This window comes from Bradyrhizobium sp. CCBAU 11386, assembly GCF_028128955.1.
Classification (GTDB): Bacteria; Pseudomonadota; Alphaproteobacteria; order Rhizobiales; family Xanthobacteraceae; genus Bradyrhizobium.
This window is the reverse complement of sequence record NZ_LBKA01000252.1, coordinates 65,611-82,354: the sequence shown is the minus strand read 5'-3', so window position 1 is coordinate 82,354 and position 16,744 is coordinate 65,611. Positions and strand designations below refer to the sequence as shown.

The 16,744-nt window shown below is 64.8% G+C and carries 19 protein-coding genes; 11 read left to right on the top strand and 8 right to left on the bottom strand.

What is annotated here, in order from left to right; translation table 11 throughout:
- Nucleotides 1–226: 226 nt before the first annotated feature.
- From XI09_RS34105 to XI09_RS34090, 4 genes are read left to right on the top strand one after another with little or no spacing between them, the layout of a single operon-like run.
- Nucleotides 227–532, top strand: coding sequence for a BufA1 family periplasmic bufferin-type metallophore (locus XI09_RS34105; protein ID WP_271570771.1), 306 nt, complete (start codon nt 227–229; stop codon nt 530–532).
- A 49-nt stretch (nt 533–581) separates the two neighbouring features.
- A complete protein-coding gene (bufB, locus tag XI09_RS34100) occupies nt 582–1,490 on the top strand; it encodes an MNIO family bufferin maturase (RefSeq protein ID WP_271570770.1) in 909 nt (302 codons plus the stop codon).
- A complete protein-coding gene (locus tag XI09_RS34095) occupies nt 1,480–2,262 on the top strand; it encodes an HvfC/BufC N-terminal domain-containing protein (protein WP_271570769.1) in 783 nt (260 codons plus the stop codon). The genes bufB and XI09_RS34095 overlap by 11 nt, the downstream gene beginning before the upstream one ends.
- Nucleotides 2,259–2,768 (top strand): DoxX family protein, encoded by a 510-nt coding sequence (locus tag XI09_RS34090; RefSeq protein ID WP_271570768.1) that lies wholly within the window; start codon nt 2,259–2,261, stop codon nt 2,766–2,768. The genes XI09_RS34095 and XI09_RS34090 overlap by 4 nt, the downstream gene beginning before the upstream one ends.
- A 125-nt stretch (nt 2,769–2,893) precedes the next feature.
- Here the strand turns inward: XI09_RS34090 and XI09_RS34085 are convergent, their stop codons facing one another.
- The 3 genes from XI09_RS34085 to XI09_RS34075 are packed head-to-tail and all read right to left on the bottom strand — an operon-like array spanning nt 2,894 to nt 4,976.
- Complete coding sequence (locus XI09_RS34085) at nt 2,894–3,742, bottom strand: SDR family NAD(P)-dependent oxidoreductase (RefSeq protein WP_271570767.1); 849 nt, start codon at nt 3,740–3,742, stop codon at nt 2,894–2,896.
- 9 nt (nt 3,743–3,751) lie between these two features.
- Entirely contained in the window at nt 3,752–4,303 is a 552-nt protein-coding gene (locus XI09_RS34080; protein ID WP_271570766.1) for a carboxymuconolactone decarboxylase family protein, read from the bottom strand.
- A complete protein-coding gene (locus tag XI09_RS34075; protein ID WP_271570765.1) occupies nt 4,281–4,976 on the bottom strand; it encodes a TetR/AcrR family transcriptional regulator in 696 nt (231 codons plus the stop codon). The genes XI09_RS34080 and XI09_RS34075 overlap by 23 nt, the downstream gene beginning before the upstream one ends.
- Nucleotides 4,977–5,140: 164 nt before the next feature.
- Between XI09_RS34075 and XI09_RS34070 the strand changes: the two genes are divergently transcribed.
- The 4 genes from XI09_RS34070 to XI09_RS34050 all read left to right on the top strand — a co-directional run bounded on the left by XI09_RS34070 (nt 5,141) and on the right by XI09_RS34050 (nt 10,170).
- Nucleotides 5,141–6,148 carry a Bug family tripartite tricarboxylate transporter substrate binding protein gene (locus tag XI09_RS34070; RefSeq protein WP_271570764.1) on the top strand — a complete coding sequence of 336 codons (1,008 nt, stop codon included), beginning with the start codon at nt 5,141–5,143 and terminating at the stop codon, nt 6,146–6,148.
- Nucleotides 6,149–6,173: 25 nt separating this feature from the next.
- Nucleotides 6,174–6,710, top strand: a complete 537-nt coding sequence (locus XI09_RS34065) for a VOC family protein (RefSeq protein ID WP_271570763.1) — start codon at nt 6,174–6,176, stop codon at nt 6,708–6,710.
- Between the two features lie 285 nt (nt 6,711–6,995).
- On the top strand, nt 6,996–9,305 hold the full coding sequence (locus tag XI09_RS45835) for a caspase family protein (protein WP_333939154.1): 2,310 nt from the start codon (nt 6,996–6,998) through the stop codon (nt 9,303–9,305).
- Nucleotides 9,306–9,357: 52 nt separating this feature from the next.
- Entirely contained in the window at nt 9,358–10,170 is an 813-nt protein-coding gene (locus tag XI09_RS34050; RefSeq protein WP_271570762.1) for a class I SAM-dependent methyltransferase, read from the top strand.
- Between the two features lie 31 nt (nt 10,171–10,201).
- Here XI09_RS34050 and XI09_RS34045 read toward each other — a convergent pair whose 3' ends face one another.
- From XI09_RS34045 to XI09_RS34035, 3 genes are all read right to left on the bottom strand, one after another.
- The gene (locus tag XI09_RS34045; protein WP_271570761.1) at nt 10,202–11,758 is read right to left on the bottom strand and encodes a L,D-transpeptidase; all 1,557 of its coding nucleotides are present in this window, start codon (nt 11,756–11,758) and stop codon (nt 10,202–10,204) included.
- Nucleotides 11,759–12,190: 432 nt separating this feature from the next.
- The gene (locus tag XI09_RS34040) at nt 12,191–13,240 is read right to left on the bottom strand and encodes a fatty acid desaturase (protein WP_271570841.1); all 1,050 of its coding nucleotides are present in this window, start codon (nt 13,238–13,240) and stop codon (nt 12,191–12,193) included.
- Nucleotides 13,241–13,968: 728 nt separating this feature from the next.
- The gene (locus XI09_RS34035; protein WP_271570840.1) at nt 13,969–14,274 is read right to left on the bottom strand and encodes a GlsB/YeaQ/YmgE family stress response membrane protein; all 306 of its coding nucleotides are present in this window, start codon (nt 14,272–14,274) and stop codon (nt 13,969–13,971) included.
- Nucleotides 14,275–14,556: 282 nt separating this feature from the next.
- Between XI09_RS34035 and XI09_RS34030 the strand changes: the two genes are divergently transcribed.
- The 3 genes from XI09_RS34030 (at nt 14,557) to XI09_RS34020 (ending at nt 15,950) form a co-directional block, all read left to right on the top strand.
- Nucleotides 14,557–14,832 carry a hypothetical protein gene (locus XI09_RS34030; protein WP_027549496.1) on the top strand — a complete coding sequence of 92 codons (276 nt, stop codon included), beginning with the start codon at nt 14,557–14,559 and terminating at the stop codon, nt 14,830–14,832.
- Nucleotides 14,833–14,988: 156 nt separating this feature from the next.
- Nucleotides 14,989–15,666, top strand: coding sequence for a Crp/Fnr family transcriptional regulator (locus XI09_RS34025; protein WP_271570760.1), 678 nt, complete (start codon nt 14,989–14,991; stop codon nt 15,664–15,666).
- A 56-nt stretch (nt 15,667–15,722) separates the two neighbouring features.
- Nucleotides 15,723–15,950 (top strand): hypothetical protein, encoded by a 228-nt coding sequence (locus XI09_RS34020; protein WP_271570759.1) that lies wholly within the window; start codon nt 15,723–15,725, stop codon nt 15,948–15,950.
- 82 nt (nt 15,951–16,032) lie between these two features.
- On the opposite strand, the gene XI09_RS34015 is transcribed toward XI09_RS34020, so the two are convergent.
- Together XI09_RS34015 and XI09_RS34010 are read right to left on the bottom strand one after the other, a co-directional pair.
- Nucleotides 16,033–16,374, bottom strand: coding sequence for a 4-fold beta flower protein (locus tag XI09_RS34015; protein WP_271570758.1), 342 nt, complete (start codon nt 16,372–16,374; stop codon nt 16,033–16,035).
- 43 nt (nt 16,375–16,417) lie between these two features.
- Nucleotides 16,418–16,564 carry a hypothetical protein gene (locus XI09_RS34010; protein WP_271570757.1) on the bottom strand — a complete coding sequence of 49 codons (147 nt, stop codon included), beginning with the start codon at nt 16,562–16,564 and terminating at the stop codon, nt 16,418–16,420.
- Between the last annotated feature and the right edge of the window lie 180 nt (nt 16,565–16,744).

The following is a 16,744-nucleotide window of genomic DNA, read 5'->3' as shown; positions in this document are numbered from 1 at the left end:
CCGTCCTCGCCAATGCCCTGCGGCTAACGTCTCGATAGCGCCAAGGCATTGGATTTGCGCCGGCGATTGCCCGCTAATGCCGGCCCAAGCGCACCGGCCGTGCGCCCCATTCAATCGGTCTCACGGACTCGTGAGCAGCCCGGCGGTAACGCCACCTGCGTACGAAGCGAACTAGATCATGCGCTTGTCGCCCGCCAGGCGATGCACCTCGAACAGGAGAACTCTGATGTCTGCCAAACACGCCATCACCACGCTCGCGCTCGCCGGCGCCATGTCGACCGCGCTCGCGACCCTCGCCGCAGCCGGCCCGCTGACCAAGGCCGAAGCCGATGCCGCCGTCGCCGCCAAGAAGGAAAAGTGCTTCGGCGTCGCGCTGAAGGGCCAGAACGATTGCGCGGCGGGACCGGGTACGACCTGCCAGGGCACCTCGACCGTCGACTTCCAGGGCAACGCCTGGAAATTCGTCCAGGGCGGCACCTGCGCCAGCATCGACCTGCCGGGCGGCAAGAAGGGCTCGCTGAAGCCGGTCTGACGCCGGCCAGCCAACACATCCCGTCAACAGGACAAAGCGGAGAAGCACCATGATCACGGCCCTCAAGCCAGCCTCCGTGCCGCTCCGCTTTTCGCTGCCAATCGGCGGCATCGCCGGAACCAGCTTCAAGCCAGAACACCTTGCGGCGATTCTGGAAGCCGGCCCGCAAGCCGGCTTCTTCGAGGTGCATGCCGAGAACTACATGGGCGCGGGCGGTCCTCCGCATCGCGCGCTGGAAGCGATCCGCCGCGACCATCCGCTGTCCCTGCACGGCGTCTGCATGTCGATCGGTGGGCCGCAGCCGCTCGACAAGGCGCATCTGGCGCGCTTCCGCAGCCTCGTCGCGCGCTATCAGCCGGCGATGGTCTCCGAGCATCTCGCCTGGTCGACGCATGAGACCAGCTTCTTCAACGATCTGCTGCCGCTGCCCTATACCGAAGCGACGCTGGCTTGCGTCTGCAATCACATCGACGAGGTGCAGGAGGCGATCCGCCGTCCGCTGCTGCTGGAGAACCCGTCGACTTACGTGACCTTCCGCGAGTCGTCGATCAGCGAAACCGATTTCATTCGCGGCATCGTCGAGCGCACCGGCTGCGGCCTGCTGCTCGACATCAACAATGTGTTCGTGTCCGCGACCAATCACGGTTTCTCCGCGCTCGACTATCTCGCCGGTTTTCCGCTTGCTCACGTCGAGGAGATTCATCTTGCCGGCCATGCCGAGCAGACCGACGACGACGGCAATCTCCTCCTCATCGACAGTCATGACGGCCCGGTCGCGGATGCCGTGTGGAAGCTGTTCGAGATCATCGTGGCGCGGCGCGGTCCCGTGCCAACGCTGATCGAATGGGACAGCAATATCCCGGACTGGCCGATCCTGCGCGCCGAGGCTGTCGCCGCGCAGGCGATCCTCGACCGCAGCCAAACGGCCACAGCGGCGGAGGATCGCCGTGCGGCCTGAAGCTGACCTCGGATTTGCCGCGGCCTTCGCGCCGCCGCTACTCGACCCCGTGCGTAACGCGCCGACAGCCGTGATCGGCCGAAACGGCAAGCCGGCAGGCCGGCGCTATGACGTCTACCGCAACAACGTCACGGTCAGCCTGATCGATGCGCTGGCTGCGATCTATCCGGCCGTGCAGCGCATCACCGGCACCGATTTCTTCCGCGCCATGGCGCGCTTCCACGTCCGCAATACCCCACCGACCTCGCCGCTGCTGTTCGACTACGGCCGCGACTTCCCGGACTTCGTCGCGAATTACGCGCATGCGCAAGACATGCCCTGGCTGGCCGATGTCGCCCGCATCGAGCGCGCCTGGCTCGATGCCTATCATGCCGCCGACGCATTGCCGCTGGCGCCTGCGCTTCTGTCCACCATTGCGCTGGAGCGGCTTGGCGGTCTCGTCCTCACGCCGCATCCGGCCACACGGATCGTACGCTCGCAATATGCGGCCGTGACGATCTTTGCCGCCAACCGCGACAGCTCGCCCATGGCACGCATCGACGCGTCCACGCCGGAGGACGCCCTGATCACCCGGCCCGCATTCGACGTCGCGGTGCGCCACCTTCCGCCCGGCGGCGCCGTCTTTGCCGCCAGCCTGATGTCCGGCCAGCCGCTCGGCGCGGCCGCAATGGCGGCGTTCGACGCGTCAGCCGACTTCGACATCGCCGCGAATATCGCCGGCCTGATCGAATCCGGCGCATTCACCTCAATTGCCTTTGGAGATCCAGCATGATTACGGACCAGCGCATGCCCGCAAGCGGCAGCCTTCCACCCCTCGGGCTGCTCGTCGACAAGGCCAATCAACTGGTGCAGACCATTGCGGCACCGTCGGTGATTCAGCTCGTGCTGCGCATCGCTCTGGCAGTGCCGTTCTGGCGCTCGGGCATGCTCAAATGGGGCGGCTTCCTCCGGCTCAACGACACCGCCGTGACGCTGTTCAGCGACGAGTTCATGCTGCATCTGCCGGGAGGGCCGTATCATTTTCCGGCACCGGCGGTGATGGCCTTCCTGTCGGGCTCGGGCGAGATCATGTTCCCGATCCTGCTGGTGCTCGGACTAGGCACGCGGTTTGCGGGACTCGGACTGTTGTTCATGACAGTGATCGTCGAGCTCACGGTGCCCGACGGCTGGCCGATCCATCTCACCTGGGCGGCCATGGCGCTCGGCATCATGGCTTATGGGCCGGGGAGCCTCTCGCTCGACCATCTCATCTGTCGTGCACGATCGCACGGGCGGTGAGCGCGCAGGGCTCATCCGAAGCGTCCGTAGCCCGGATGGAGCGCAGCGCAATCCGGGGCAGCTCGGGCGATGAGGCAGCGCTCCCGGATTACGCTTTCGCTCCATCCGGGCTACGGGATCAGATCCTACATCCCGCTCAGGCCGCTATCCACCGCGAGCGTTTGCGCGGTGACGTAGACGCTCTCGTCCGAGAGGAAGAACAGCACGGCATAGGCGATCTCCCATGCCGTCGCCTGGCGGCCGAAGGGGACGTGGCCCTTGCCGCGCGAGGGGCGGCCGGCGCCGGCTTCGCGGCCGTTGGGGGTGTCGACGAGGCCGGGATAGACGAGGTTGGCGCGGATGCCGCGGCGCGCGCCGAGATGGACGATGTTGCGCATCAGGCCGCCGAGCGCGGCCTTGGAGGAGTCATACACCGCCATCTGCGATCCGGCCTTCAGCGCGGCGATCGAGGAGATGAAGACGATGGCGCCGCCATTGTCGAACTTCGGCAGGGCGGCGCGGCAGCACAGCATGGGGCCGCGGACGTTGACGTCGTAGATCCTGTTCCACTCCTCGGGGCTGACGGCATCGAGACCGACCTTGCCGAAGGTACCGATGTTCAAAACCATGCCGTCGATCCCGCCCAGCGCGCGGTGCGCTTCGTCGACCATGCGGACGACGTCGGCTTCGCTCGTGACGTCGGCCGCGATGGCAAAGGCTTCGCCGCCTTCGTCGGTGATGCGCTGCACCGTCTGTTCGGCGGAGGTGCGGTTGAGATCGGCGACCGCGACCTTCGCGCCCTCGCGCGCACACAGAATGCTCATGGCGCGGCCATTGCCGATCGGATCGGTGGCGGCGTCGAACACGCGCTGGCCGCCGCCGACGATCAGGATGCGGCGTCCCCTCAGGCGCCCCCTGCCCGGTGCCTCGCCGAGCGACTCGGCGCTCGGCGGACGGACATAACGCTCCCGCTTGATCTCGGAATTCTCAGCCATGCGCCCCGCCTATTTCTTGCCGCCGTCATAGACCTTCATGCCCGCCGCGGGATCGAGATCGGTTTCGGTCGCCTCGGTGAGGCGCGCCATCATCATGTAGAAGCCGAGCGCGACGATGGATTCCACGATCTCCTGGTCGCTGAAATGGCGGCGCATAGCGGCAAAGGTCGCTTCCGCAACGCGGACGTTCTCGACGACCTCGCGGCCGAATTTCAGCAGCGTGCGCTCGGCATCGCTTAAGCCGGCGGAATCGTAGTCACTGCGTTCCACCGCATCGATCTGTCCTTGGGTGCAGCCGACGCCGAGCGCGATCGGCACGTGCTGGCGCCACTCATAGGCGCCGCCTTCGAGCTGCGCGGCCTGGAGGATCAAGAGCTCGCGGTTGACGGCGCTGAGTTTCTGCTTGTGCAGGATCGAATTGCCGAGCCGCATCGCCGGGATCATGTTGGCCTCGGCGTGCGCCACCATGCGAAAGATGTTGAGCTTGACCGGCATGCGGTCGAACGAGGCGCGGATGTCGCCGCTCGTCGTGTCCGGATCAATCAGGGGCAGCCTTGCCACGCGTTTCTCCCTTGGGTTTTCGTTTCTTGTTGTCGCCGTCGCCTGCCGCGATCAGCGACAGGAAGAAGGCGAGATAGCGGTCGATCGCCTCGATCACCTTCGGCCGCGAGGACGGCGTCGCGCCCATCACGTAATGTTCGAGGCGGATATAGATGAGGCCCGCCGCGAACAGCCGCGCGGTCTCGCGCGGATCCGGCGTCGCGACGAGGCCAGCGAGCGCAAAGCCGCGGAAGTAATCCGTCATCAGGCTCTGCTCGCGCGCGTAGAAATGGTCGGCGAACTTGGCACGGATGCCGGGCACGCGGTTGCGCTCGGCGGTGATCACCTTCTGGAACTGATGCTCGCGCGGATCGGACCATTGCTCGACGAGATCAAGCGCAAACTGCCGGCAGAACGCGGCGGGCTGGCGCGCGAGCTGCTTGTAGCGCGGCTCCTCCAGCCGGCTCGCCGAGCTGGCCGGACCGTGCTCGGCAACGATGGCTTCGAGGATCGCGGCCTTGCCGGCGAAATGATTGTAGAGGCTGCTCTCGCGGATGCCGACGCGGCGCGCGAGCTCGCGCATCGAGGCGCCGCCATAACCGCTCTGCGCGAACAGATTGAGCGCTTCGATGAGGATGCGCTCGCGGGTGGTGGGCGCGGCCGCTTCCGCCGCGCTGGAGGTGTGGACAGCCATGCGCTTGACTAACGAACGATCGTTCGCTAGTCAACCGGACCAACGATCGTTCCCTGGCTTCCTGTACGAGGATCGCCGGCCACGGCTCAGCAACAACTCCGCCAGAGCGGTCGCATTCAACTCCGCTGCCTCGATAAGCGGAGAGCAATTTGGGGGACGACGTCATGGCGCGCTTCGCTCGCCTTTTGCCCGCGCGGCAAACCATCACGAAGCTGCGCATCATCATATTGTCGTTGCTTCCCTTGTCGGCGGCGCTCACTGCGCACGCCGAGGACCCCGCCGCCTACCCCACCCACAAGATCAGGATGCTGCTGCCCTATGCGGCCGGCGGCGGCGGCGACGTGATCGGCCGGCTGCTCGCGGACAAGATGGGCAAGACGCTCGGACAGAGCGTCTATATCGAGAACCACACGGGCGCGGCCGGCACGCTGGGCACGCAGATGGTGGCGGTGGCGGCCAACGACGGCTACACCATCACCATCGGCGGCATGACCACGCATGTGCTGGCGCCCGCGATCTATCCAAAGCTGGCTTACGATCCGATCAAGGATTTCACGACGATCGGCCGCGTCGGCACCTCCTCGATCATGCTGGTGGCGACCAAGGATTTTGCCGCCGATGACATCAAGGGCCTGATTGCGCTCGCCAAGAAGGGCGAGCCGATCCAGTACGGCAGCTGGGGCGTCGGCTCGACCGGGCAATTCTGTGCGGAGATCTTGATGCAGCAGACCGGCATCAAGATGGATCACGTCCCCTTCAACGGCATCGCAAAACTCGCCGGCGACCTGCTCGGCGGCCATATCTCGCTCGCCACGCTCGACATGGCGACCGCGACGCCGCTGGTGAAGGACGGCTCGATCAAGGCGCTGGCCGCCTGCGGCGAGCGCTCGCCGAGCCTGCCTGACGTCGCGACCTACAAGGAACAGGGCGTGGCGTTCGACCGCAGCCTGTCCTGGACGATGTATGCCCCTGCGGGCCTTGCCGAGCCGGTTGCGAAGAAGCTTTCCGCGTCACTGAAGGACGCGCTCGGCGATGCCGAGGTGAAGCAGAAGCTCTTGGCGCTCGGCATCACGCCGCAATTCGTCCCCGGCGAGGAGCAGCGCGACATCAACGCGCGCGACATCGCGGCCTGGAAGCAGGTTGCCAAGGACGCCGGCATCGAAGTCAAGTGAACCAGGCGATAAAGGGAGCGCGGGCATGAGCCGCATCTTCGGCGCGGTGCGCCAGAACGGATATGTGGTGCGGGACATCCATGCCGCGATGAAGCACTGGATCGAGGTGATGGGCGTCGGCCCCTGGTACTACATGGACCGCGTCCGGACCGACTGGTTCCGCCATCGCGGCCAGGACTCCGCCGTCGAGATGAGCATTGCGCTCGCCAATTCCGGCGACCTCCAGATCGAGCTGATCCAGCAGCGCAACGATGCGCCCTCGCTGTACAAGGAATTCCTCGACGCCGGCCACGAAGGACTCCAGCACATGTCGTACTGGAGCCACGACTACCAAGTGCTCTACGACAAGGCGCTCGCGCTCGGTTACAAAGTGGGCCACGAGGGCCAGATCGGCGGCGACAAGGGACGCTTTGCCTATTTCGACACCCAGGCGCATCCGGGCACCGTGATCGAGATCTCCGACATCAGCGGCACCAAGGGGCCGTTCTTCGAGAAGGTCCGGCAGGCGGCGATGAACTGGGATGGATCACGGCCGATCCGGGAGGTTGTCGCGAAATCGTAGGACCGGTCACTGGCCACCGCGTCGGCATATGAGGTGGGCGTTCTGTGCGCTGAAGCTTCCGCAGCGTCATGGCCGGGCTTGTCCCGGCCATCCACGTGCCAGCCAAGCGGAACGAAGAACGTGGATGCCCGGGACAAGCCCGGGCATGACGACGTCGTGTAAATCGTCAAATACGATTGCCTTGGACCGCTGGCAGGAAGCGCCGGACGAAACCAAATAGAAATTGTATTGCGGCCCCGGTCGGATATTCTCGCGGACATTGCAATCCCGGCTTTGGGGGCCGTGATGAAGTTATTTTGTCTATTTCTTCTCAGCGCCCTGGCGCTCGCCTTCCCGTCGACCGGAGCATTGGCTGACCAGCGCATGGCGCTGGTGATGGGCAATTCGGCCTATCAGCGCGCGCCCAAGCTCTCGAATGCCACCAACGACGCGAACCTTCTGGTCGAGACCTTCAAGAAGGCCGGCTTCACCGTCGTCGATGCCCGCAACGACCTCTCGGCCCAGGACATGCGGCGAACCTTGCGCGATTTCGGCGCCAAGGCGCGCAGCGCCGACATCGCCGTGATCTACTATGCCGGTCACGGCATCGAGATCGACGGCAACAACTATCTCGTCCCCGTCGACGCCCAGCTCGAGAACGACACCGACGTCTATGACGAGACCATCGGGCTCGACCGCGTGCTCGTCGCCATCGAGCCGGCGAAGCGGCTGCGCCTCGTCATCCTCGATGCCTGCCGCGACAATCCGTTCGCCAAGAACATGAAGCGCACGATGGCCTCGCGCGCGGTTGCGCGGGGATTGGCCAAGGTCGAGCCGTCGAGCCCGAACACGCTGGTCGCCTTCGCCGCCAAGGCGGGCCTCACCGCACTCGATGGCGACGGCAAGAACAGCCCGTTCGCGACCGCGCTGGCGCATCATCTGGCGACCCCGGGCCTCGATCTGCGCAAGGCGTTCGGCTACGTCCGCGACGAGGTGCTGCAGGCCACGACCAACAGGCAGGAGCCATTCATCTACGGCTCGCTCGGCGGCGACGACGTCGTGCTGGCGCCGGCGGCAGCGCCTCCTGCTCCACCGCCCGCGCCCGCCGCATCCACCGACACGAGCGCCTCGCGCGACTACGAGTTCGCCGAACGCGTCGGAACGGTGGAGGCCTGGGACCTCTACATCGCCGCGCATCCGAGCGGCTTCTATACCGATCTTGCCAGGGTTCAGCGCAACAGGCTTGCCGCGGCGACGCCTCGCACCGCGCCGGCCGCGGCCGAGATCGAGCCGAAGAAGATTCAGGTCGCGCCCGTCCTGCCGCCACAGCCGGACGCCGCAAAGCCCGTCGTCGCGCCGAAGCTGGCGGCCGCTCCGGCCACCGTCGCCCCGCTCGCCCTCACAGGCACGCCGGCAACCGAAACCAAGAGCGTCGCCGCCGTGCCGGCCTCGACCTGCACCACGCGAGCGGCGCGGCACGGCAACGATGCCGTCGGCGGTCCCTTCATTCCGGTCTCGATCAAACCGAATGTCGAGGGCGCAAGCGTCCGCGCGATCGCGGTCTCTCCCAATGGCCGGGAGATCGCGACCGCCGGCGACGACGGCGTGATCCGGCTCTGGGATGCATCCTCGTTCCGGCAGTCGCGCGTGCTGCGGGGACACGCTGGCGCGGTCTACGCGCTCGACTACTGGACCGACGGAACGCAGCTCGCGTCCGCGGGATGGGACGGCAAGGTGAAGGTGTGGGACCTCAGGAGCGACGGCCAGAGCCTGACCTTCGATGCGGGCGCCAAGCAATTCGCGGTCGCCTTCGCGCCGGAGCCGTCGCTCAAATATCTGGCCTCGGCCGGCGAGGACGGCGTCGTGCGGATCTGGAATCTCGGGACCCGCGAGCTCGCCAGGAGCAAGCTCGATCACCAGAACCCCGATCCCGCGCGCGCGGCGGTGCGCTCCCTCAGCTACGCGCCGTCCGGCTCCGGCGAGTTCGTCTCGGCCGGCTTCGACGGCAAGATCAGGTTCTACCGTCTCACCGGGGCGATCGAGGCAAAGGACGCCTATGGCCGCAAGGCGCTGCGCGTGGCCTATTCGCCCGACGGGACGCGCGTCGTCACCGCCGGCTCCGATGCGGAGCTCGGCTCGGCGAAGGTGTGGGACGTCAAGAGCGGGACATCACGCGTCTTGGTCGGGCACAAGGACTATGTCGTGTCGGCAAGCTGGTCGCGGGACAGCCGCCGTATCGTCACCGGCGACGGCGGACGCGACAAGTCGGTGAACCTGTGGGACGCCGACAGCGGCCGGCTGCTCGCAAGCCTTGCGGGCCATCAGGAGGATGTCGAAGCGGTCGCGTTCTTCCCGGGCGGCACGCGGCTGGTCTCGGCGAGCGAGGACAAGACCATCAAGGTCTGGGACATCGCCGAGCGGCGGGTGCTCCTGACCGCCATCGGCTTCGGCGACGACGGCTATGTCAGCTACACGCCCGAGGGCTGCTATGCCGGTTCAAGCGGCGTCGAGAGCCAACTCAGCATCTCTAGCGGCAACCGCTACGAGCCGATGTCGCTCGAAGCGCGCAAGGCGATGCAGGAACCCGCGGGGTTCACATCGCTGCTGGCGCGGTAGCTGGCGTTCCATGCTAGCGTGATCCCGTGTCCGAACCTTCAGCGAGGCAAACATGTCCTCCACCGACAAGGTCTTCGCCGGCTCGATCCCGAAAATCTACGACGAGTATCTCGTCCCGCTGATCTTCTCCCACTACGCCGCCGACATCGCCAGGCGTGTCGCCGCGCTCGCCCCGTCAACGCTGCTAGAAACCGCCGCAGGCACTGGCGCCGTGACGCGGGCCGTGACGGCGGCGCTGCCTGCCGGCATCCGCTACGTCGCGACCGACCTCAACGAGCCGATGCTCGCGATCGCCGCGCAGCGCCAGGGCGAAGACGAGCGCATGTCCTGGCGCCAGGCGGATGCCACCGCGCTGCCTTTCGACGATGCCACGTTCGACGTGGTCTGCTGCCAGTTCGGCACCATGTTCTTTCCGGATCGCATCAGGGGTTACGCCGAGGCGAAGCGGGTCTTGCGGCCGCAGGGCACGTTCATGTTCAACGTCTGGGACCGCATCGAGGAGAATTTGTTCGCCGACGAGGCGACGGCCGTGCTCGGAAAGATCTTTCCCGACGATCCGCCGCGCTTCATGGTGCGGACGCCGCACGGCTATCACGACAAGGCCGTCATCAAGGCCGATCTGGAGCAGGCGGGCTTTCGTCACATCTCGATTGAAACACTTCCCGCGGTGAGCCGCGCGCCGACACCCGAATATGTGGCGTTCGCATACTGCCAGGGCACGCCGCTACGCAACGAGATCGAGGCAAGGGATGCGAGCAAGCTTCAGGCTGCGACGGACGCCGTTGCCGAGGCGATCCGAACGCGTCATGGATCAGGACCGGTCGAGGGCAAGATCCAGGCGCTGGTGATCACGGCACAGCCGTAGTTGCGGGACGCTTCAGCTTGCGTCCCGCGTCCTACCAGAAGCTCCGCGGCATCGGCTGCGGCTGATAGTACTGGTACTGGCCACCGCGCTGGCGACGCGGGTTGACCGGTTGCGGGTTCGGATCGCGCTGGAAGAAGAAGCCGAAGCCGTTGCCGCCGTTGTCCCAGCTGTCGTCGCTCGCAATGTCCATCGGCGCGGTCGGCTTGCGCGTGATGAACCCGCCCTGGGGCTGGTTGCTCAGCACCGCAACGAATTCGGTGCGGTAGTTGGTCTCGCTGCTCAGCGGCTCATCCGAGATGATGATCGACGAGCGCGGCAATGCGGTCGGCGCGATGCGATCCCACACGTCCTGCGGAATGGTGATGCGGTCGAGCGCGTCCCTGGCGTCGGCGCCGCTTTCGATCGTCACGACGCTCCAGCGCAGGCCGGCATCGTTCTTGGCCATCGCCGTGAAGATATGCGTGCCGAGCGGCTGGTCGGGATTGCGGATCGTGACCGGAACCTCGATGCTGGTGTCGAACACCTCGCCGCCGCCATCCGGCGCCGGCTTGTGCGTGTTCCGCCGCACATAGAGCTTCTGCGTCGCGCGGCTGATATAGACCGAGACCGGCTCGAGCGCGAGCTTGGCGTCGGTCGCCGCCTTGACCGCATCGGCCTTTTTGGTCGCAGTCGCCTTCGCGGCCTCCTTCGTGGCAGCCACCGCGTCGCGCTTCGGCTGCGCGGCGGCCTTGGCGGTGTCCAGCTGCGTTGCCGCATCAGCAGCCCTGGTGGCGGCCTTCTGCTTCAGCTCCTCGGCCTTGGCGCGGGCCTGATCGGTCTTTGCCGCAGCCAGCGACTTGTCGGCGAAGGCGAGCTCGGCATCGGCGCGGGCCTTCTGCTGTTCCAGCTTGCGCAGCGAGGCGGGAAGCGATGCGGCCTCTTTCGCCGCCATTGCCGCGGCCTTCTTGGCCTCGTCGGCGGCCCGGGTCGCCTCCTCGGCCTCGGCGGAGAGCTTGTCGGCCCGGTTCGGCGCCGCCGCGATGGCTTCGCGCTTCGGCACGAACAGCGAGGGATGGGTGAAATCGATCGGGGCCGCGTCGTTCGGCGAGATGATCACGCGCATGCCGATGTTCGTCTTGTCGAACAGCCCCTCCGCAAAGCCGAAGGGCATCCGCACGCAGCCGTGCGAGGCGGCATAGCCCGGCAGCGGCCCGCCATGCAGCGCGATGCCGTTCCAGGTGATGCGCTGCATGTTCGGCATCCAGGCATCGTCATACATGGTCGAGTGGTGGTCCTTGTCCTTCTCGACGACGGCGAAGACGCCGGCCGGCGTCTCGCGCCCGGCGGTGCCGGTCGAGACCGGCGCGCGCAGGATCCAGCCGTCGGCGTCGTAGAAAGTGACCTGCTGGCTCTTGATCGACACGATCGCCATGATCGGCTCGCCGGCCTCCCGCGGCGCCACCGCCTCGGCCGGCTGGCGCGCCTGCTTGGCCGCGGTCGCCGGATTCACCAGCGCAAGTACGGCCAGCGTCGCAAGCGCTATCGTGCAGGGAGAGGCCCAACGCCGCATCGCCAGGGTGGATTGCGCCGTCGTCAGTCGGTTTTTCATGCCATGCCCCGGTCGAAATGCCAGTCCGCGCTCATGTCGATTACGTCTTAGATTGCGATCTATGGATTAAGAAATCGCAGCCGCCATACGTTCCGTCTGTGGCGATATTCGGCACGTTCCGGCGACAAATCTCTCATATACGACGGCTCGCACGGGCGGAAGGGTGGCTCGCGGCCAAGGCTGGCCTGAGGCTGGTGGTCTATCGCTGCGGCAGAATGTCCGCCCTGGAGGGGGCGGATCCGCCGGTTTTTGTCCCCATTGCGGACATGGAGCGCCCCGGCGATCATAATCCTGGTCACGCGATGCGGCCCGAAACCGGCATATATTCTCTGGACCGGCAGGCTTGGATTGAGAAAGGTGGCTAGACCCCCAGCACCTTCCGGCCGAACCTCAGCCGTAAGCGCAACTGCAGGGCGCGCACATTCACGACCGTCAGCGGCCTCGCCGCGAGGCAACCGCCGGCGTCGGCGAAGCGGTTGACGTCAAGGCTGCCTCTCCAAAGGAGACGAGTTGCAGCCTCTCCTCATCCCATAAGGTCAGCCGCACGGTCCGCAAGCTCTGGAGCAGCGTAATCCGCCCGACGCCGGCGAGCTGCGGATGGTCCCGCAACACGTCCGGCAGGCGATAGCAGGGAATTCGACTGCACAAATGATGGATGTGGTGGACGCCGATATTTGCCGTGAACCATCGCAGGACACCCGGCAATTGGTAGTGCGAGCTGCCGTGCAGCGCAGCGTCGTGAAAATTCCAGGTCTCGTCGTGGGACCAGTAGGTGTGCTCGAACTGGTGCTGGACGTAGAACAGCCAGACACCGATCGACGCCGCCAGAACGACGATCGGCAGGTGTACCAGCAGGAATGGCCCATAGCCGACCAGCCAAATCATCGCGGCGACGAGAATCGCGATCGCGACGTTCGTGCCCATTGTACTCAGCCAGGGCTTCCAGCCGCCGCGCATCAGCCCGACCGGCAATCGATGCTTCAAGATGAACAAATACGTGGGACCTACGCCAAACATCACGACGGGATGCCGATACAAACGATACAGCATCCGGCGCCATCGCGATTGGTCGCGAAACTCGCGCACGGTCAACGTATCGATGTCGCCCGAGCCCCTGTGATCGAGATTGCCGGAGTTCGCATGATGGCGGGCATGGTTTTGCCGCCAGTAATCGTATGGCGTCAGTGTCATCACGCCGATAGCTCGGCCGACCCAGTCGTTCGCAACGCGGCCGCGGAAGAACGAGCCATGTCCGCAATCATGCTGGATCATGAACAGACGGACCAGCAAACCCGCCGCGGGCACCTCGAGCAGCAGAGCAAACCAATAGCCGTGGTCAAGAGCGGCCCAGATCAGAGCCCAGATGACGCAGAGCGGCACCGCCGTGATCGCCAGTTCGAGAACACCGCGCGCACTGTCGGGCTCGCGATAGCGGGCGAGCAACTGCGCCGACGCGCGGATCTCCGGCGTTCCTTGAGTCATTTCTGGTCTGCTCCCGATGTCCACCGAAGAAGTACTGTTATCGCCCACGGACGCCTCCGGCAGCAGTTCTGAGGTCGTGCCCCGCACGCGCTCATATTGATCCGTGCCAGGATGTCCTGCTGAGCAATATTGCTCACGCCGGGAGCCGGCGTTGTCGCCGAATTTGCCTGCCCCCATGACACACCGCGACTGAGATGGGAAGGGGCAGGTCGGACGCATTCGCCGGTCGGCCGGCGATTTTCCGGGAATGTGAGCAATATTGAACAGAGGCTGACACGCGAGCGCGGCATGCTCATCGCGACGCAGCCGGCGAATCGGCTGTCGTCGGCGGCGGCTTCGGGTCCAGCATACCCCGCCATATGGGCAGGAGCTTCATATGTCCGAGGTCTATGCTCGTCCAGAACCGACGCTGATTCCGATACCCCGGCCACTCTGCCCGGCGTGTCGGAGCCGCATGACGCTGATCCACGTCGGGGCAGGTTGCGACGGTCCCAATCTGCGAATCTTCGAATGCTCAAAGTGTGGGAACGTCCACAAAATATCCATGGACGATCCGATGAGATCAGCCAGGTAGCAGCTGAAGGGAAACGCGCGAGGAAGCGGCCCCAGCACGGGGGTGCGAACCAGGGCCGCCATTCATCGGATATGATGAGTGGGCATCACATCCGGTCGCCATCATCAAGTAGCCCCGGCGACGTTCGTTCCAGGCAGACTCTCACGACGCACGCCTACCAGCGTTTGCGCCAAACGCCGCCCCAGCTTCCGCCCCACCCACTTCGTCCGCGGACGAGCCCGATGACCATCAGCAGCAAGACTGCGCCGACCGCAGCGTCGATGATCTGCGAGACGATCCCCGAACCGAGATGAATTCCCAGTTGTGGGAATATCCAGCTCGCAATGAAAGCCCCCGCTATTCCCACGACGAGATCGCCGACCAGGCCCAAGCCCGTGCCCATGACGACCTGGCCCGCAAGCCAACCGGCCGCGATGCCCACAGCCAATATGACGAAGAGGCTTTCACCAGATATGTTCATTTTCACATCCTCACCAACGGACGACCAAGCGGTGTTCCGTCACCGGTCAGACTAGACCTGAGCAAGGGCGGATGATGTGCAAAACTGCTCAGATGCCGATCGCGTGATCGGTGCGCGGCTCACGATCGATTGCGGACCATTCCTTCAAAGCTGAGCAATTCTGCTCTGCGGCAGAGCGAGCCAACCGATAGAGTCTCTAACGGCCGTCCTCCGACCGGCACGACGAGCCTCGTCGGCAAGTGACCGGCTATGCCTCTGCAGGTTCGTCCAGGAGATCTCATCTTGACCATCAGAACAACGCGGACCACCGTTTCGTTCGCCAATCCCTTCGTCCTTCAGGGCCTGGAGGGCGCTCAGCCCGCCGGTGAATATGTCGTCCTCACTGACGACGAGCAGATCGAAGGGTTGTCGCGGATCGCCTATCGGCGCGTGGCGACGCTGTTTCAGACGCCCGCGAGGTCTGCCTCCCAACTGCTGATCCAGTCTTACGCGATCAGCCAAACGGAGCTGGATGCCGCACTCATGAAGGACCGGCATCAGACGGTCGTACGGCATTGAGCGCAGGCGGGCGCATGGCGAGCCGGCCGAAGCCGCCGCCACAATTGCCTGGTCGGGATCACCGGCAGGCCCGGGGGTGGGAGCAAGATTTGCCTAACGCGCCCGGCCCCGGCCCTGCTAAACTGAAGGTCCTTCCACCAGGTTTTTGACGGCGTCATGCCAAAAGCGGCGAAAAGCGTGTTCGACCCAAAACTCTTTCTCGCCAAGGTCGGCGACGGCAAAGCCATATTGAATTTCGACAAGAACCAGGTCGTGTTCTCGCAAGGCGACGCCGCGGATACCGTTTTCTACATCCAGAAGGGGAGGATCAAGGTTCTCGTCGTCTCCGAGCAGGGCAAGGAAGCCGTGGTCGGGATCATGGAGCCCGGACAATTCTTCGGCGAGGGCTGCCTGAACGGCCATCCCTTGCGGATTTCGACAACGGTGGCGATGGAGCAGTGCGTGATCACGTCCATCGCGAAATCAGCGATGCTCGCCGCCCTCAAGGACGAACCAAAGTTCTCCGAGTTGTTCATGGAGTATCTGCTCAGTCGAAACAGCCGCATCGAAGAAGACCTGATCGACCAGTTGTTCAATTCGAGCGAGAAGCGGCTTGCGCGTCTTCTCCTGCTCCTGGCGAATTTTGGCAAGGATGGCGCCACTCAGCCCATCTCGGCGCAGGTCAGCCAGGAAACGCTCGCAGAGATGATCGGGACGACCCGATCCCGCGTCAGCTTTTTCATGAACAAATTTCGCAAGCTCGGCTTTATCACCTACAACGGCAAGATCGAGGTTCACAGTTCCCTCCTGAACGCGGTCTTGTATGACAAGCCTGAGATCGTGAGGGAGGACTGAGACAGTTGGAGGCAAGAGCGCCTCAAGCCGTCTCCTGCAACGATTGAAGGTACCCCATGAAAAAGCCGACCACGCAAGTCGAAGAGATCGCGCCGAGAATCATTCAAAGGGCTGACGTCGCACCGACCGATGGCTTCTCGCTTGTGGTCGACGGCCACTTCAAGACCCGTTACGACAGCGAAACGGCTGCCCGAGAAGCCGGCGCCGAGCTGCTCGGCAGGTTCCCGATGTTGCAAATCCTGGTCTACGATGCTGCGACCGGGGTGCGGTCGCCGCTGCAATAGATTTCCGGGGCGACCAGGCCCCGCATCGGGTGTCGTTGCGAGCCCCTGCGCGAAGCGTTCGTGAGGCCCCGGGAATGCACGATCATCCTTTCTTGGGACGATCGGACGGGGTGTCGGAGATGATGCGGCGCAGGCGTATTGCTTCAGCAAAGCTGTCGGATGGCTGCCTTTGCGGTGCAGGACGGTTCTCGGGCTCGTCGGGCTCCGGCGATCCCTGGACGGAGAGCAGCGCTTCGCTGTCGCGGTCCAGGCGTTTGTCAGAACCCGACGCGTCGAGCGTATGGCCGACCAACTCGCCCGAGAGACGATAGATATTGTTCCCCCGGAGATCGTAGACCTTCTTGCCGGTGAGGTCGAAGATCGATGTGCCGTTCAGAACGCCGGCGCGGATTCCCCTGTTGTTGAATATGTATCCGCTCACCACACATCTCCCATCGACAGCCCTTTGGCGGTACGCCGGCGACCGCCTATCGGGTCGCAACCCGGCCTTTCGCCTCTTCCTCGGCCAGACGCATCATGAGCCATTGCCGCCGGACCTCGTCTTTGGCCAGATCGATCTGCCGTCTGAAGATTTTGAGGTTTTCGAGGTGGATGAATTCTTCCAGGTCCTCCATTCGGGGGCACTCGCTCAGGTTGGTGGCCTCAGATCGTGACTGGCGAGCCAGCGGACCGCGGCCGATGTCATCGGATCGGTTTCGACCGCGGCAGCACGAAGGTGATGGCAGGCGGCACACGCGAACGTTCCGATGTCAAAAGCGGATGAGCCGGGAATCCTCGCCAAGCTCATATGTTCG

What these genes read in the sequence shown, in the direction of transcription:
- XI09_RS34105 (WP_271570771.1), top strand. Translation starts at nt 227, where the DNA reads ATGTCTGCCAAACACGCCATCACCACGCTCGCGCTCGCCGGCGCCATG.
- bufB (WP_271570770.1), top strand. Translation starts at nt 582, where the DNA reads ATGATCACGGCCCTCAAGCCAGCCTCCGTGCCGCTCCGCTTTTCGCTG.
- XI09_RS34090 (WP_271570768.1), top strand. Translation starts at nt 2,259, where the DNA reads ATGATTACGGACCAGCGCATGCCCGCAAGCGGCAGCCTTCCACCCCTC.
- XI09_RS34085 (WP_271570767.1), bottom strand. Translation starts at nt 3,742, where the DNA reads ATGGCTGAGAATTCCGAGATCAAGCGGGAGCGTTATGTCCGTCCGCCG.
- XI09_RS34075 (WP_271570765.1), bottom strand. Translation starts at nt 4,976, where the DNA reads ATGGCTGTCCACACCTCCAGCGCGGCGGAAGCGGCCGCGCCCACCACC.
- XI09_RS34070 (WP_271570764.1), top strand. Translation starts at nt 5,141, where the DNA reads ATGGCGCGCTTCGCTCGCCTTTTGCCCGCGCGGCAAACCATCACGAAG.
- XI09_RS34065 (WP_271570763.1), top strand. Translation starts at nt 6,174, where the DNA reads ATGAGCCGCATCTTCGGCGCGGTGCGCCAGAACGGATATGTGGTGCGG.
- XI09_RS45835 (WP_333939154.1), top strand. Translation starts at nt 6,996, where the DNA reads ATGAAGTTATTTTGTCTATTTCTTCTCAGCGCCCTGGCGCTCGCCTTC.
- XI09_RS34050 (WP_271570762.1), top strand. Translation starts at nt 9,358, where the DNA reads ATGTCCTCCACCGACAAGGTCTTCGCCGGCTCGATCCCGAAAATCTAC.
- XI09_RS34045 (WP_271570761.1), bottom strand. Translation starts at nt 11,758, where the DNA reads ATGAAAAACCGACTGACGACGGCGCAATCCACCCTGGCGATGCGGCGT.
- XI09_RS34040 (WP_271570841.1), bottom strand. Translation starts at nt 13,240, where the DNA reads ATGACTCAAGGAACGCCGGAGATCCGCGCGTCGGCGCAGTTGCTCGCC.
- XI09_RS34035 (WP_271570840.1), bottom strand. Translation starts at nt 14,274, where the DNA reads ATGAACATATCTGGTGAAAGCCTCTTCGTCATATTGGCTGTGGGCATC.
- XI09_RS34025 (WP_271570760.1), top strand. Translation starts at nt 14,989, where the DNA reads ATGCCAAAAGCGGCGAAAAGCGTGTTCGACCCAAAACTCTTTCTCGCC.
- XI09_RS34020 (WP_271570759.1), top strand. Translation starts at nt 15,723, where the DNA reads ATGAAAAAGCCGACCACGCAAGTCGAAGAGATCGCGCCGAGAATCATT.
- XI09_RS34010 (WP_271570757.1), bottom strand. Translation starts at nt 16,564, where the DNA reads ATGGAGGACCTGGAAGAATTCATCCACCTCGAAAACCTCAAAATCTTC.